The 16,504-nt window shown below is 71.5% G+C and carries 7 protein-coding genes; all 7 read left to right on the top strand.

What is annotated here, in order from left to right:
• Window positions 1-230: 230 nt before the first annotated feature.
• The 7 genes from ABD747_RS23495 to ABD747_RS23465 all read left to right on the top strand — a co-directional run bounded on the left by ABD747_RS23495 (window position 231) and on the right by ABD747_RS23465 (window position 16,074).
• Window positions 231-4,781 carry a DUF6603 domain-containing protein gene (locus ABD747_RS23495; protein WP_344809265.1) on the top strand — a complete coding sequence of 1,517 codons (4,551 nt, stop codon included), beginning with the start codon at window positions 231-233 and terminating at the stop codon, window positions 4,779-4,781.
• A gap of 13 nt (window positions 4,782-4,794) precedes the next feature.
• A complete protein-coding gene (locus tag ABD747_RS23490; protein ID WP_344809263.1) occupies window positions 4,795-6,237 on the top strand; it encodes a hypothetical protein in 1,443 nt (480 codons plus the stop codon).
• Window positions 6,234-7,334: a hypothetical protein gene (locus tag ABD747_RS23485; RefSeq protein WP_344809261.1), complete on the top strand. Its 1,101-nt coding sequence runs from the start codon at window positions 6,234-6,236 to the stop codon at window positions 7,332-7,334. The genes ABD747_RS23490 and ABD747_RS23485 overlap by 4 nt, the downstream gene beginning before the upstream one ends.
• Window positions 7,331-11,509, top strand: coding sequence for a hypothetical protein (locus ABD747_RS23480; protein ID WP_344809259.1), 4,179 nt, complete (start codon window positions 7,331-7,333; stop codon window positions 11,507-11,509). Before ABD747_RS23485 ends, ABD747_RS23480 begins: the two co-directional genes overlap by 4 nt.
• Before the next feature lie 198 nt (window positions 11,510-11,707).
• Window positions 11,708-13,486 (top strand): FISUMP domain-containing protein, encoded by a 1,779-nt coding sequence (locus ABD747_RS23475; RefSeq protein WP_344809257.1) that lies wholly within the window; start codon window positions 11,708-11,710, stop codon window positions 13,484-13,486.
• Window positions 13,470-14,876, top strand: coding sequence for a hypothetical protein (locus ABD747_RS23470; RefSeq protein ID WP_344809255.1), 1,407 nt, complete (start codon window positions 13,470-13,472; stop codon window positions 14,874-14,876). The genes ABD747_RS23475 and ABD747_RS23470 overlap by 17 nt, the downstream gene beginning before the upstream one ends.
• A gap of 10 nt (window positions 14,877-14,886) precedes the next feature.
• The gene (locus ABD747_RS23465) at window positions 14,887-16,074 is read left to right on the top strand and encodes a hypothetical protein (protein WP_344809253.1); all 1,188 of its coding nucleotides are present in this window, start codon (window positions 14,887-14,889) and stop codon (window positions 16,072-16,074) included.
• Window positions 16,075-16,504: the final 430 nt, after the last annotated feature.

Raw genomic sequence — 16,504 nt, 5'->3', positions numbered from 1 at the left:
GATCGGGGCCAGCGGAACGTCGACACGTCCCTGCAACGGCGAGGCCCCCGTGAATCGTCACCGCTTGTCTGCCCGTCTCGCCCCGTCTGCCCGGGTCTGCGCGTCTGGGTGGTCCGGTCATCAGCACTGACCTCACCGCCCTCGAGACCTACCTGACCGGGCTGGGAAACCCGCTGCGGCTGGCCGGGACGGACGCCCGCCTCGGCCCGCTCGCGGCCGTCGTCGCCAGCATGCCCGGCGGCACCGTCAGCCTCGACGTCAGCGCAACGCCGGTCCGGATCGACGGCGACACCCTGACCGTGCAGGGCACCAGTTCGGCGACCTGGCCGATCCAGGGGCTGGGCCGGGCGGCCCTCACGCTCAGCTCGATCACGCTCACGGTGACCACCGCCGACGCCACCACCGCCTCCGTCGCCGCGACCCTGCCGATCACCCAGACCGTCGCGCCCGCGGTCGTCGTCACCCCGGTCGCGAACCAGCCCGGCGCGTGGGGCGTCGTGCTGGCCGGACCCGCGACCGGCGTCAGCCCGACCGAGCTGATCGCACTCGGCCTGGGCAGCGGTCAGCTGCCGTTCGACGTTCCCCCGACGCTGGACGTGTTCGGTCAGATCGCGACCCTCCAGCCCGCGTCGTTCGCGATCCGGTTCGCGCCGAACGACGCCGCCTCCAGCGCCTACTTCGCGTTCGCCGTCAGCGTGACCACCGGCAGCTGGCACCTGATCGCCGACGTGGTCGACTTCACCGGCCTCGACCTGGCCGTGGTGATCACCACCGGAGCCTGGTCGGTGACCGTGATCGGCCACCTGAGCGTCGGCGGGGTCGCGATGACGCTCGGCATCGGCGTCGGTACGTCCCCGGTCTGGACCGCGTCCCTGCTGCCCGACGGCACCAAGACGTTCCCGGGGATTGTCGAGCTCGCCGACTGGTTCAGCTCGGGCACCGCGCTCGGCCCGCAGACCCAGACCGGGTTCACCGACCTGAAGCTCGACCCGAACGCGTTCGACCTGGCCCTGTCCGGCGTCCGGCTCAGTTTCGACACCTCCGCCGCGAAGGTGGTCGCGCTGGAGATCGACAGCGTGCTCACCGTGATCGGGCTGCAGCTCGATCTGGTGCTGACGCTGCCCGCGATCGTGCTCACCGGGTCGCTGGCCCAGCCGGGTACCAAGGTCGTCGACATGCTGACCTCGTGCGGCCTGTCCACCGCCGCCGTTCCGACGACGCTGGCCATCGACGAGGCGTCCTTCAGCGCCGACGCGCCGAACAGCAGCTACAACGCGTCGGTCGTGGTGGAGGGCGTCTGGCCGAGCGGGCCGCTGCAGCTGCAGGAGATCGGGCTGAGCATCGGTTACGCCACCGGAACCTGGACCGGCACCTTCGACGCCCAGCTGGGCATCGCCGGGATCGTGCTGGACCTGTCGGCGACGTACGACAACGGCTGGGTGTTCGCCGGCCGGACCGCGCCCGGGACGAAGGCCACCATCGACGCGCTGGTCGGCGACCTCGGCACTCAGTTCGGGATCGGCACCGTGCCGACCGCGCTGAAGAGCCTCACCCTGACCGAGCTCGCCGTCGGCTACACCACGGCGACCAGCGCGTTCTCCTTCAGCTGCACCTGCACCCTGGACGTGGAAGGCACCCCGGTCACGCTGACCGCCACCATCGATGTCGCCTCGACCACCGAGAAGGACAAGGCCGACCCCGCCGTATCGGTCGGCACGAAGGGCTATAGCGCCCGCTTCGGCGGCTCGGTCAGCTTCGACGACCTCCGGTTCGATCTGGTCTTCGACCTCACCGACGACGCCGATATCTTCGTCGCCGACTACCTCGGCAAGGACTCCTCCACCGAGCTGAAGGCGCTGGTCGCGGCGCTGTCGGAGACGTTGGCCGACGGCGTACCGGACGGGATCACGATCGACCTGGCCGAGGTCAAGTTCTGCTTCTACAAAGACACCGCGACGCTGTGGGCGTTCGGCCTGCGGTTGGGCACCTCGATCGATCTGAGCAAGCTGCCGGTGGTCGGCTCCAAGCTGCCGGCGGATCTCAGCCTGGGCCTGGAGAACCTGCAGGCGCTGTATGCCAGCGCCGCGTTCACCGCGCCGCAGGTGGACAAGATCAACAAGGTGCTGCCGGACGGGATCAGCAAGCTGCCCGCCACCCTGGCCGGCGGCATCGCCCTGCAGGGCAAGCTCACCCTCGGCGACGCCTCGCTGGACATCGGCACCGGGGTGAAGCCAGGTGGCGCGGCCGCCCTTCGACAAGCTCAGGGCACGTCGGTGGAGACGGCCGCACCGGTCGATGGACCGGGCACCGAGCTGGCGGTGCGCGCCGCCGCCTCGCCGCCGGCAACGTCGACCAGCCCGATCACCTGGGTCGACGTGAACAAGCAGTTCGGCATCTTCGACTTCCGCCGCGTCGGCATCGGCTATGCGAACAACGTCTTGCTGTTCTCCCTCGACGCGGCCGTCGCGGTCGGTCCGCTCGCCTTCTCGCTGACCGGGCTGACCGTCGGCTCGCCGCTGACCACGTTCTCGCCGACCTTCGGCCTGGACGGGCTCGCGCTCAGCTTCGACCGGCCGCCGATCCTGCTCGGCGGCGCGTTCCTCCGGGTCACTCAGCAGGGCAAGGACGGCAAGACCTACGACGCCTTCTACGGCGAGGTCATGGTCCAGGTGCCGCAGTTCAGCCTGAGCGCGGTCGGCGGCTGGGCGCCGGACGCGGACCCGGCAATGTTCTTCATCTACCTGGCCGTGGATGCGCCGATCGGCGGTCCGCCGTTCCTCCAGATCACCGGCCTGTCCGGTGGCTTCGGGATCAACTCGCGGCTGGTGCTGCCCGAGATCGACAAGGTCGGGACGTACGCACTGCTGCCCGGGCCGAAGACGCCGGCGCAACCGAGCGATCCGGCGAAGGTGATCAGCGACGTGCTGCCGGCGCTGCAGTCGACATTCGAGGTGCAGGCCGGCCAGTACTGGGTCGCGGCCGGGATCGCGGCCAGCTCGTTCGAGATGATCACCGTCCAGGCTGTGGTGTCGGTCGGCTTCGGAGTCGACGTCCAGATCGGCGTGGTCGGCACCGGCTCGATCACGCTGCCGAGCGGCGAGCCGGAACCGGTCGCCTACATCGAGATCGACGTGGTCGCCTCCTACACCCCGTCGACCGGGGTGCTGTCGATCATCGGCAAGCTGTCGCCCGCGTCCTACCTGTACGGCGGATTCGTCAAGCTCACCGGTGGATTCGCGCTCTGCGCCTGGTTCAAGGACACCACCGACGGGGGGCACGCGGGCGACTTCGTGGTCACCGTCGGCGGCTATCACCCGGCGTTCGACAAGCCGAAGAGCTATCCGGTGGTGCCGAGGCTGGGGATCGCGTTCTCGCTCGGCCCGATCAAGGTCACCGGCCAGGCGTACGTCGCGCTCACCCCGGGCGCGTTCATGGCCGGCATCGCGCTGGTCGCGACGTTCGAGGCCGGCCCGGTGTCGGCCTGGTTCACCGCCGGGCTGGACTTCCTGATCGCCTGGGCGCCCTTCAGCTACACCGCCCACGCGTGGGTGGCGATCGGCTGCAAGGTGGATCTCGGGCTGTTCAGCATCCGGCTGCAGATCGGCGCCGACCTGCAGATCTGGGGTCCGCCGTTCGGCGGCCGGGCGATCGTCGACCTGGACGTGGTGTCGTTCACCATCGCCTTCGGCGCGCCAGCCACGCCGCCCGCGCCGGTCGGCTGGGAGTCGCTGGCCGCCGGGTTCCTGCCGCCGCCGGTGCCTGCGCCGCCGCGGCTGGCGGCCCGGGCCACCCTGGCTGCCGACGAGGCGGCGGCCGATCCCGCAACCGTGACCGGCGTCGTCTCGGCCGCGGTCACGGTGGGCCTGATCTCGACCACGACTCCCGGGATGGACTGGATCGTGGACGGCAACAAGTTCCGGATTGCGGTCCGGACGACGGTGCCGGCCAACCATCCGCGGCTCGGCACCGGGGAGACGAAAGCCGGCGAGACGATCACGGCCGAGCTGCCGAATATCGTCGCCGACTACACCCGCGAGGTGGTCGCCGCGCTGCGGGCCGCGGCAGGGGACGGCGACGGGGGAGACCTGCCGCTGACCGACCTGTTGCCGACGGACCTGCGGCTCGCGCTCGATGCGACCACCGAGACGCTGTCGGCCGACAAGGTCTGGCAGCCAACGCTGAGCGTGGCCCCGATGGGCCAGCACGGCGTCCTCTCCTATCTGACGGTCACCCTCTGCCGGCGCGATACGGACGGGGACGGCTGGTCGACCTACGTCACGGACCTGACCGTACTGCCGCAGCTGACCGGCGCCAACGCCGCGTTGTGGGGCGACGGCACGGCGAGCAGCGACGTGAACGGCCAGCGGATCGTGCCCTACGCCCTGGTCGGCCTGGACCTGGCCCCCGTTCCCGACAACCCGGACAAGATCAACGCGGTGGCGCTGCTCGAGCTGATCTTCGCCGAGGGGATCAGCACCGGGTTCGTCTTCCAGCCGGCGGCCCTGCCGTCGGCGTACACCGCGAGCGGCACGGTCAGCCCGGACGGCACCTCCCTGGGCATCACCGTCGGCGGCGCCCACGTGGCCGACCTACCGAACACCGGCGACGTGCTGTCCTCGCTCACCGACAGCTGGGTCGGCCAGCAGCGGGTCGCTGTGCTCGACGAGCTCCAGGCGCTCGGCTTCACCACACCGCCCAGCAGCGCGGTCCAGCTGACCGAGCTGGCCCAGACCCCGCTGTCGGCGTGGCCCGGCGTCGCCCTGATCGGCCAGCCCTCGTGATCGGACGGACCTGATGAGCACCCCGACCCCGCCCAATCCGGCCGACGAACGGGTCACGTTCGTCCAGCACCAGCTGCCGGGCCTGGACTCCGCGGTCTACCGGTTGAGCGTCGAGCAGCACGTGCTGCAGTCCGACGACACGACGTCGGTCAACACCGCACCGGTCAGCCGAGACTGGGAGTTCGCGGTCGGCGGACCCCGGTTCTCACTAGCCGATCCGGCCGGGACGATCTCCTCGCTGTTCCCGGCCCTGAATGCGACCGGCGACTTCCACACCGTGCTGCCGCACGTCGTGCTGTCCACCGCCGTGCTGCCCTGGATCCGCTCACCGCAGCGCCCCCAGAGCAAGAGCGAGAGCGATGCTGCGGTCGCCGTCGACGCCGACGTGCCGAGCTGGCTGGCGGTGCTCACGCTCGATTCCGACGACCTGGCCGCGAACCCGGACCTGACGGGTCTCGAACCCGTCCAGGTCACCCTCGGTGACCTGTTTCCGGCCGCCGCGAACCCGGACAGCAAGCTCCCGGCCGGAACGCACAGCTACTTCGACGGGGCCACCGACACCGACGGGCTGCAGCCGGGCGAGGCTCTCGGCGACGCCGTCCAGGTGATCGATCTGCCGCTCGCGCTGTTCGCCGAGATCGCGCCGACCATCGCCGACCTCGGCCTCAACTCCCACGTCCGCCAGCTGTCGCTGCAGGCGACGCCGGCGCTGCTCGGGGCCGAGCCGCCGACCGACCCGCTCGGGACGTACGCCATCGTGATCGGAAACCGGCTGCCGCAGAACGTGCAGACCAGCCACGCCTACCTGGTCAGCCTCGAGGCGCTCGCCCCCTTCCTGCCGCCGAGCGGGCCAACCACGGGCATCCTGCGGCTCGCCGTGCTGGCCAGCTGGACGTTCATCAGCCAGGGCGACCCGCTCGACTTCACCGCGACGGTGGCCGATCTCAACCAGCGGCCCGCTCCCAAGGGACCCGACGCGGCGGTCACCACGCTCCGGATCGTTCGCAACGACCTGCCGGCCACGCCAGCCGGAGCGGCGATCGGGGCCGCGCTGACCCGCGGCTACGCCCCGCTGACCCACACGGTCCGGACCGGGGAGACCACCGCGTCGTGGTTCCGCGGCCCGCTGTCCCCGGACGACTCACCCCCGCCCGCCGACCTGCCGGTGCCCTACAGCTGCTCCGACGCGGCGCTCGTCTTCGACCCGACCACCGGGCTGTTCGATGCCAGCCTGGCCGCGGCCTGGACGGTCGGCCGGCTGATCGCGCTGCAGGACAAGGCGTTCTCGACCGCGCTGTATGCCTGGAAGCGAGGGCTCGGCCAGACCGTGGTGGACACCGCCGAGCGACAGATCCTGGCCGAGGTGCTGGGCGATCCGCAGCTCACCAACACCACGACGAGCAAGCCGTTGCTGCACGCGACGATGCGGCTGCTCGCCCAAGGGAGGACCCCATGACCGCCCTGTACGCTCGTGCCGCCCGCGCGGAGCGGGTCCGGGCCGCGCTCACCGAGCCGGCCCGGATCGCCGCCGCGCTCGACCAGGTGCCCGTACCGGCCGCGATCGTGGACTGGCTCGGCCGGCTGCACACCCTGCTCGGCGTCCCGTTCGGATACCTGCTGCCGGACGAGGAGATGCTGCCGCCGGAGTCGATCCGGTTCTTCCGGCTGGACGAGGCCTGGATCGAGGCGTTGATCGACGGCGCGTTCAGCCTCGGTCGCGACCTGACCGCGGCCGCCGGCGCCGGTTCCGGTGCCCGGCCGGAAGCGCTCGGCAGTGGCCCACTCGGCGGTAACGAGGCGCTTCATCCCAGCGTCGCGATCGACAGCGTGCTGATCGGCCCGATCACCGCGCTGGCCCGGGCCGCCGCTCCGGTGCACCGGTTGCCGGCCCACCACCGGGCCGCGCGACTGCGGGCCGCCGGACCGCCGGTGCTTCGGCTGGTCGCTCCGGCCGGCGAGAGCGACGGTGACGGGCAGGCTCGCGAGGACGCACTGGTCGACCCGCCGCCCGGCTGGAACGGCTTCCTGCTGCGTTCCGCGGTGGTCCAGGCCTGTCCGGGGCTCGGCGTGAACGTCTACCCGCCCGGCCACACTCCCGACGACCCGGATCCGGCGCCGCTGGAGGTGAAGCGGCTGGACCGGCTCGGCCCCGGCTCGGACACGTTGTTCTGCCTGTTCGTCGGCGACGGCTACCGGGTCGACGTACACGAGCCGCCGGAGGTGCTGCACTACGGCCTGGACGACTACGACCCCGCGGCCACCCCGCCGACCGCGTCGAAGAACGTGCACGCGTTCGACCGGGCCGCCGACGGCACCATCACCTTCCGCACGTCGAACGGGCAGCCGGTGATCCTAGACGTCGAACTCTCCGGGTCGCTCCGGCCGGGAGGAAGCCGCGTCCTCGATCTCGCCTCCGCCGCGCTGGCCATCGGCACGGCTGACAACCCGCAACAGCCGGCCGCCCTGGACTCGGCCCAGCTCGGCTTCGCCATGACGGCCGGGGTCGGCATGGTCAGCTTCCTCCGCCGCCCGACGCCGGAGCCGGGATCGTGAGGGCGGTCGTCCCGCTGAACATCGCGGGCCTGCGGGTGTCCAATGCCGACGACAGCGGTCTGACCAGCAACTTCGCCGGCCGAACCGCGATGTTCGACAAGCTGCCGTATCAGGTGGGCACCCCGCTGCCCAGCACCGGCGACCAGATCTGGCGCTCCCTCGACCAGCCGGCCGCGGAATCGCTCAAGCCCGGCATCCACCTGCACTGGGAGCTACCGGAGTATTTCAAGCGGGGCGTCCAGGACCCCGCCACGGGCCAGATCCGGTTCCCGGCTGCGCCGAACCGCTGGCTGGTCAGCCGGACGCTGCGGATCCAGGACCCGGCGAGCAAGGCGTACGGACCGCCGCAGGCCACCGCCTGGATCGTGGAGAGCGACTACCTGACCGGACAGCCGCCCACCCCGGACCGCAACGGCATCACCCGGCTGCCGGTGGCGGTCCCGCTGCAGGCGCCGAGCAGCAAGCTGCCCTACCTCTACATGGGGCGGGTGGTCGGCGCATCGGACTGGAACCCGTCGGCCACGCCGACCACCGACTATCTGCCGAGCTACAAGGGCGCCGACAAGAAGGCGCTCTATCTCACCTCGATCGGCTTCGCCGGGGCCTCGTTCTCCGGCTACTACCCGGACTGCCGCACGGTCTTCGGCTACTGGGACACCTTCGAAGACGTCGCTTCGGTGTTCGCCGCCATCTCGGCGGGCAATGCGATCACGTTCGCGGCCTCGTACGCAGTCACCGGGTGGCTGGCCGACGAGACCACCGACCCGCTGACCGGCTTCGCCGCCACCGTGACGACCGCGTACGACACCTACGTCGCCCAGTGCACGAAGGAGAGGGTGCCGGTCGCCCAGAACCCGGCCCAGGTGTTCTGCTCGCAGGCCGAGCACGAGTTCGGCTGGCTGTTCGACACCGACGCGGTGAGCTTCACGCTGAACGCCGACTCGACCCTGGACACGCTGACGGCGCCGACCGGGACGCTGTGCGCCGGCACCCTGGCCGACATCGTCTGGAACGGTCCCGGCGGGTTCCTGGCCCCCTCGGACAAGTCCGGCCGGTGGACGGGCCAGGTGCAGATCGCCGCGGGCAACACGACGGCCGAGGCCGTCGCCGCGCTGGTGGCCAGCCAGCTGCCGGCGCCGTCCGGAACCGGCGAGCCGGTCGTGCTGGAAACGTACGAGACCCTGCTGGAGGCGCTGCAGCTGGGCCTGCTGCGCGACCTGGAGAGCGACGGCAACGCGCTGGTCGGGCTCGGCCGCGCCCGCCACGACAAGGGCTTCTCCAGTGTCGACGGCGGTCACCTGTGGACGGTGCAGACCACGTCGGCCCCCGGTCAGCCGAGCTCCGGCGAGGTGACGCTGCCGCTGACCCTTGCCGAGCAGCTGGCCGTGCTGAACCAGGCCCAGGCAGCCTACGACCGAGCGCGGACGGCGCTGGTCACGTTGCGCCAGCAACTGTTCATGGACTGGGTGGTCTACGTCCAGCTGCTGGTCGCCAAAGATCCGCAGGCCAATGCGGTCGGCGGCTTCCTGACCGCGAACCAGACCGGCGAACTGAAAGCCGTCCAGGCCGCCGGCGCTGCCGCGGGCCTGATCACCTACCAGACCGACCCGGTGACCGGCGCGATCACCGGCGTGACCACCACGTCGGCCGCGCAAACGACGGCCGGCGCGCTCGTCGCCGCCCACCAGCAGGTCGTCGACGCGCTGGCTGCGCTGGCCGAACCGGGTCATCCGTCGCCCTGGGAACTGGACGCCGTGCCGGCCCCCGCGTACTGGATGCCGACCGATCCGGTGCTGGTGATCGAGGGCGACCGGATCGAGCCGGCCCGGCGCAACGGCCCGGACAACACGATCGCGGTCCGTACCGACGCCGAGCTGGTCGACCGGCTCACCGTCGCCGGTCAGGCCGGCAGCTGGACCCTCGAGGCCGCCGCCCTGACCGACCTGGCCGCCATCTCGGCATCGGTCCCGGCGGAGGTGCTGGCGACCCTGCGCGAGGCGGCCCTGATCGATCCCCAGCGCAGCGCCGAACTGGCCGCGCTCGCCGGCTCGGGTGCGCCGTCCGGGCTGACCGGAGACGTGTCGACGGCCGTCGGCGGCCAGAGCCCGCTGGACCCGCCGGTCAGCCCCGGCCTGTTCGGCGCGGTCCGGACCGGGGTCAAGCCCAATCCCGCCCGAGGGAAGAACCCGTCCCAGACCGTCGGCACCGGTGCCGGCGCGCTGACCCTGACGTTCACCAATGCCGGCCAGCACGCGTACGCCCCGGACCCGGTCGGCTGGAACACCCAGCAGGCGCTGCCGGAGTTCTCCTCCTCGCGGTTCGACCCGTACCTGCCGGTCTGGATGCGGTGGTCCGGAAAGCTGGATCCGCTGGCCCCGAAGGGCAGCCAGCAGGGGACGTACGATCCGGCGACGGTGACGAACACGTTCGACCTGGACGCCACCTCGCTGGACTTCGGCTATCAGGTGCCGGCGCGGTTCACCACCGGCACCCGGGTCGACTACGGCGGCGAGGTCGTGCTGTCGAAGACACCGATGCAGAGCCTGATCCAGCAGATCGACGGTTATCAGACCGAGTTCGCCACCGATCCGGCCGACCCGGAGCTGACCAGCGCCCGCAACGACCTCGCCGGCAAGCGGGTGATGTCGCAGGCGCTGGACACCTTCGGGCTGGCCCAGACGCTGCGCCAAACCATCCCGCAGCTGCCGGTGATGGACCTGACGGTCAGTCCCGACATCCCCACCGCCAACATCGCGAAGGCCGCCAACGCGACGCCGGGCGACAGCTGGTACGACGGCGGGTTCAACGCGCTGCAGGCCATCCCGACCGGGCCGCAGGCGCTGGGGAACTTCGGACCGCTGCGGGCCGGCTTCTTCGAGCTCGAGTCGCTGTTTTTGGTGGACGTGTTCGGCCAGCCGATGAGCCTGAACACCGCGACGCACACCGTCTCGGGCGCGCTGAGCGTTACCCCGGCCGGCACCCTGGCCCCCGAGCCGGGCGACACCGCGAACGCGCAGAAGCTCTATCTGCCGCCGCGGCTGCTCACCCCGGCACGGGTCGAGGCGCACTGGCTGTCGGCCGACTTCGACGACGCCGTGCCGGGAATCGACGGCGACTTCCTCGAGTCCGGCGACCAGCCGGCCAGCTCTCCGGTCTGCGGCTGGCTGGTGCCGAACCATCTTGACACCTCGCTGATGTGCTACAACGCCGACGGACGCCCGGTCGGATCCTTTGTCCGGATCGGCGCGGCGGTTCGCTATCAGACCGTGGCCGGCAACACCAAGAACCCGCGCAGTGACCTGACGCTGGACGTCGGGCCGGCCCCGCAGCCGGGGCCGCCGCCGAAGCGGCCGGTCAACGAGCACCTGGCCGAGCTGATGTGGTTCCTGTCCGCTCGGACGGGCGACTTCCTGACCGATCTGCTGGCCACCATCGACGCGTCCGGAACCTTCATCGCCCCCACCCACGCCGCCCAGGACGTGGCGCTGTCGGTGCTGATCGGCCGGCCGCTGGCGATCGTCCGGTTTGCCCTGGGGCTGAGTCCGGCGGGGGGCACGTTGCCGGTCAACCAGTCGCAGGCCGCGATGACCGACGCGATCAAACACACCTGGACGACGTACGCGGACCGGCAGGCCGGGGCCAGCGCCGCCCTCGGCGGCGTGCAGTTCGCCATCACCGTCGGGGACCACAGCGACCTGGACGACGGGCTGGTCGCGCTGCTGCCCGAGTCCTCCGACCCGGATCCGTACACGGTCGTGCTGTCCTCGGCGGCGGTCGGCAGCGATCCGGCGCTGAAACCGTTGGGGCCGGTCGACTCGAGTCTCGGCGCGACCCAGCAGCTCTTCACCGCCCTGATCGACCCCCGGGCACCGATCCACCTGACCAGCGGCGTGCTCCCGACGCAGAGCCTGCAGATCCCGCCCGGCCAGTACGTCGGCGCGTTGCGGAGTCTCGGCGTCACCTTCACCACCAGGCCGGTGCTGAGCGACCAGCTGGGACTGCGGCTGCCGCTGCCGGCCGAGCCCGGCTATCTCTGGTCCTGGGTGGCGCCCGGCGAGCCGCCCCTGTCGCTGCCGCCCACCACCCAGCCCGAGTCGCCGGTCTACGGCCACGGCCCGCAGACCCTGACCGACGGCTGGCTGCTGCTGCAGCCCGACCCCGAGGCAGCCTCGTGAGCGAATTCCTGGCGCCGGGCGCGAGCGAACGGGCGAGTGGGTGAGCGAGCGTCGGGTAGGCGCTCCGGTCGTCCGTGGTCGCGGAACGGAAGGCGAGACCGTGGCGCCCCTCGCTCTGGAGGAGGCGAGCGGGCCTTCCGGGCCGTGGCCGCGGATGACCGGATTCCTGGCGCCGGGCGCGAGCGAACGGGGAGAGAAATGAGCGATGACGACCTGATCGGCTTCACCCTGATCAACACCGACACCAAGACCGCTGTGCTCTACACCGGGGTCTCGACGACCGTGAACGTCGTGCTGGTGAACAACACCGGGGGCACCGTCGGGCTGACCGCGGACGCCGACGCGCCGTCGACGCTCACCTTCTATCTGCCCGGCGACCTGTTCACCAGCAGCCAGCTGAGCGGGCTCGGGGTGAACGTGACCGGGTGGTCGAAGCCGGACGTCGACACCGACGCGAACACGCTGACCCTGACCTGCACGGCGGACGCGTCGTGGGCGGCCGACGCCTCGCTCACGCTGCCGATCACCGGCGTGCTGACCACCGCCTCGCCGGCGCCGAACTTCAGCTGGGCCCTCGCGCCGGACAACATGACGGGCAACACCCCCTCGCAGGTGAACGCCAAAGTCGCGGTGACCCTGCCGCCCGCGCCGGGCAACCTGAAGCTCGGCGACGTACTCCAGGTGTCGTTGGACAACCAGGGCCTGGTCTATTGCCGGGACAAGTCGAACGTGCTGGTCAACCAGCTGGTGCTGACGCTGAAGAACGTCGGCGAGACGCCGCTGGCGACCGGGTCGACACTGTCCGGCACACCCCAGGTCGTGGTGTCGTTCGTCTACGGCAACACCAGTGGGTCGTTGGCGCCGGACGACAAGAGCGCCTACTCGGCCTGGTCGATCAACGCCAACATGCAGGCCCAGCCACCGAAGGCGCCGTGGACGCCGCCGGGGCCGCCGACGAAGGGCAAGACGCATCCGGAGTGGCTGTTCGCCCCGTCGGAGGGCAACGTCAAGCTGCTGGACGGGGTGCGGACCGACTCGGCCAACGTGACGTTCGTCTTCAATCAGGTCATCACCAACACCGTGGTGGGGCACACCCAGATGCTCGTGCTGTGCACCGGCTTCGCGAAGGACTCGACAAAGGCCTACGACGACCAGCTGTACGTGCTCGACATCAACAAGCAGCCGGCGCCCCCCACCCTGGGCGTGCTCGCCTTCTCGGCGACCAATCCGGTGGTGGCCGTGACCGACCCGGATGCCACGGTGGAGATCCCGGTCAGCTGGACCACGTTCGGCGCCGCCTCGGTGAGCGTGCTCACCTCCTCGGCCGCCTCCGGGCTGAAGAACGTGACGAACACTCCCGGTCCCGGCCCGCTGACCTACGGCGGCGCGACCGTGACACTGCCGGCGCCGCAGCTGAGCGAGGCGTTCTTCATGACGCTGCAGGCGCTGGACAGCAAGGGCGGCTATCTGGGCTCGGGGCAGTACACGTCCTATCTGCAGCTGTCCTACGTCCGTGATCCGAACGGGAACACCACCTACCCGACCGCGCGGTTCGGCAGCTACTACTGGATGCTGGCCGACTACGTGTATGACTGTGCCGGGTCGTACGTGTACGACAACGCACAGAGTCCGCTGCCCGGATACGGCCGGCTCTACACCCAGGACGCGGCGACCGACCATGGTCCGCCGGGCTGGGAGCTGCCGAGCGTCGCGGTCTGGCAGGAGCTGATCGCGATCTACGGCGCGGGCGCGTACGCCGCGCTGATCTCGGGTGGGGTCGCGACGTTCGGCGCGAATCTGACCGGGCAGCGTGCCATCGGTAGCTACAACTACCGTGGTCAGGGCGGCTACTACTGGACCGCGGCCACGAATCAGTACACCCAGTTCAGCAGCACCAGCCAGACGGTCCAGCCGGGCGTCCCGTGGTCGGCCGGTGCCGATGTCGCGTTCGCGGTGCGGTATGTCCGCCCCGCCTGAGGCGCCGCTCCGGGCGAGCGGCCTCGGCGAGCCGCTGCCACCGGGGCTGCAGGCCGGCTTCCTCGACCAGGCGGCACGGCTCGGCCACTCCGCCGCCGCGCTGCTGGCCGGCCGGACCGAGGTCGGCTACCCGGTGATCGACTCGGTCGCGGCAGCGCGCGATCTGGTGCCGGTCACACCGGAGCAACGGCGCCGCCGCCAGTCGGTGTTCTTCGCGCCCGAGATCGCCCTGCGGCGCAGCATCGGCCAGGGCGTGCACGACCGGCTGGAGGCGGCCGTCTTCGCCGACGGGTGGATCGACCCGACCGACGAGACCGGCGCGGGCCGCCACTTCCCGTTTCCGGCCAAGGCCACCAGCGTGCTGCGCCGAACGGTGGCGGCGGGTGAGTGCTGGGACGTCAGCGTCCGCGGCGCCGAGTTCGGCCTGGACGACCTGGACGACCTGCTCGTCTTCGTGAACGTCGGCGAGCTCGTGCTCGAGCCGGGGGCGCAGCTCGCCGTGCAGGGCAACCTGCTGGTGCTGGTGGTGCAGCGGCTCGTCGTCACGGCGGCCGCCGGTGATGGTCCGGACGACTTCCATCTCGGCATCTTGCCGACCCCGTTCTCGGTCGATCCGCGACGCAACCGGGAGCGCGCACCCGACGGGCTCCGAGGCATCGACGGAGTGGCGGGCACGCACGGGCGGACGGCCCGAACGACCCCGACCTTCGTCGGGCTCCGGTTGCTGGAGACCCCGGTCGCGGGCGCGGCGGACGGCCTGCCCGGAACCGACGGCACGGCGGGCACCGACGGCAGGCCCGGCGCCAGCGGTGGTCCGAGCAAGCTCGCCGACATCTACCTCGGCGACATCTCAATGGCAGCCGGTGTCCGCGCGGTGGTCGTACGGGCTGGCGCAGGAAGGGGACTGGCCGGCGGGGCCGGCGGCGACGGTGGCGCCGGCGGCCGCGGTGGTGACGGGGCAGCGGAAGTGTCCGCGGTCGCCCAGCACGTTCCGGCGGGACGCGGTGGCGACGGCGGGGTGGGTGGCGACGGTGGCCGCGGTGGTCCGGGCGGGACGGGCGGCATCTCGTCCAACGTGTTCCTGACGGTCCGGCCGGATCAGGCCGACCGGGTCGAGGTCCGCGCGCTCTCCTCGGCCGGCGGATGGGGCGGCCGGGGCGGTCGGGGTGGCGCGGGGGGTGCCGGCGGCGCCGGGGGCGAGGCCGCGGCCGTGAACGGCCCCAAGGCACTGGATGGCCCCGAGGCACTGAATGGCCCCGAGGCACTGAAGGGCCCCGAGGCACTGAATGGCACCGACGGGGCGGATGGCAAGGACGGCAACGACGGCAAGGACGGGCGGTCGCGACCGGCGCCGCCGACGTACATCAACGAGGTCTCGGCAGAGACCTGAGGAGGAACGGGTGACCAGCTTCGACAAGCTCCGCCAGCTGGGTGTCGACTTCGGTCCGAACGGCGACCAGGCCGTCGAGACCACCGTCACGATCAAGGACGTCGACCAGCTGAAGTGGCTGCTGGACATCGGCCTGGACGACAAGGGCCGGGCGGAACACTTCGCCGCGTTGTTCGGCTCGACCGGCAAGGGGGAGGGGCTCGCCGACGAGCTGGTCCGCAACGTGGCCGCGTACGCCGTCGGGGACGAAGCCCTGACCGACGAGGCGCGCGAGGCGGTCGCCCCGGCCTTCCCGCTGAAGGTGGCGGTGACCGCCGATCCGCAGCCGATCACGGTGGACGGCAAGAAGGATCTCAGCCACACCGACGGCACCTCCAACGTCGTGGTCTATACCGACGTCACGATGAAGCCCGGTGGCTACTTCTACTGCGCGGCGACGAACCTGACGTTCACCTGCGACACGTTCACCCGAGCCGACCCGATCGGCAACGTCTCGGACTTCCAGATCGTCGGGCTCACCCCGGCCACACCCGGCAAGCCGGACAAGCCCGCTCAGGCCGGGCGGGCCGGCAGCGGCGGCCCGGGCGAGTGTTCCTCGGCGGGCATCGCCGGCCACGGTGGCGGCGACGGGACGACTGGGGACCGCGGCACCAAGGGCACCGACGGCACCAACGGCGACAACGGCACCGGTAGCCAGGGAGCCACGATCTGGATCAAGAAGACCCTGAGCGCACCGCAGCTGGCGTTCTACACCCAGTCCGGTCCGGGCGCCAAGGGCGGCGACGGCGGGGACGGTGGCCTCGGTCAGCCCGGCGGCAACGGCGGCAACGGCGTCAGCTGCGGCTGCACCGGCAACGCCGGCGGGAGCGGCAAGGCGGGCGGCCCCGGCGGCAAGGGCGGCCGGGCCGGAGACGGCGGGAACGGCACGGACGCGCTGGGCAACATCACGGTGTACGTCCCGACGGTGGCCGATCTCGCCAAGGTCCAGAAGGTCCAGGTCGGCGCACCGCCCGGCGAGGCCGGCACCCCGGGCAACGGCGGCGACGGTGGCGACGGCGGTACCGGCGGTTCGGGCGGCAAGCACAACGACGGCGGCTCCGGCGCCGGCAAGGGCGGCCAGGGCGACCCCGGGGATCGCGGGAGCCGTGGGACGTACACCGGCAAGGCCGCCGAGGTCGTCCCCAACCTCCACCCCTGACCCACGGATCAAGGATCTCAACTGACGATCGGGGTCTTGACGACGATCGCGGCCGAGCCATGCGGCTCGGAGCGTTCTCGACTCGGATGTGACGTGCCGGAGGAACTGGGTCTCCTCCGGCACAGCGCCGACATCAGCTAGACCAGCGTGCCGTCTTCCTCGACCGGCACCTCTGCTCGTCACCCTCCGGTAGCGCCGCTCGCGCACACGCGCCGCTCGCGCACCGGGCGGGCCGGTCGCACTGGCGCCGCTCGGTCACGCGCCCTGACGACGCGACACCGATGGCGCGTCCGGGATAGCGACCTTCGCCACGGCCACCCGGTCGACACCGACCCACGCCCGCCGCGGCGATCTCGATCGCTATAGTTCGGCAGACGCCATCGTCGCACCGGACCGCCCCGGCAGCCGTACGCCCAGCGGCCGCGCCCCG

Source organism: Microlunatus ginsengisoli, assembly GCF_039537205.1.
In the GTDB taxonomy this organism is placed as follows: Bacteria; Actinomycetota; Actinomycetes; order Propionibacteriales; family Propionibacteriaceae; genus Microlunatus; species Microlunatus ginsengisoli.
The sequence above is the reverse complement of the archived record's forward strand: the minus strand, read 5'-3'. Positions and strand labels throughout refer to the sequence as shown.

Coding starts and splice junctions, on each gene's coding strand:
- ABD747_RS23495 (WP_344809265.1), top strand. CDS start 231: ATGCCCGGCGGCACCGTCAGCCTCGACGTCAGCGCAACGCCGGTCCGG.
- ABD747_RS23490 (WP_344809263.1), top strand. CDS start 4,795: ATGAGCACCCCGACCCCGCCCAATCCGGCCGACGAACGGGTCACGTTC.
- ABD747_RS23485 (WP_344809261.1), top strand. CDS start 6,234: ATGACCGCCCTGTACGCTCGTGCCGCCCGCGCGGAGCGGGTCCGGGCC.
- ABD747_RS23475 (WP_344809257.1), top strand. CDS start 11,708: ATGAGCGATGACGACCTGATCGGCTTCACCCTGATCAACACCGACACC.
- ABD747_RS23470 (WP_344809255.1), top strand. CDS start 13,470: ATGTCCGCCCCGCCTGAGGCGCCGCTCCGGGCGAGCGGCCTCGGCGAG.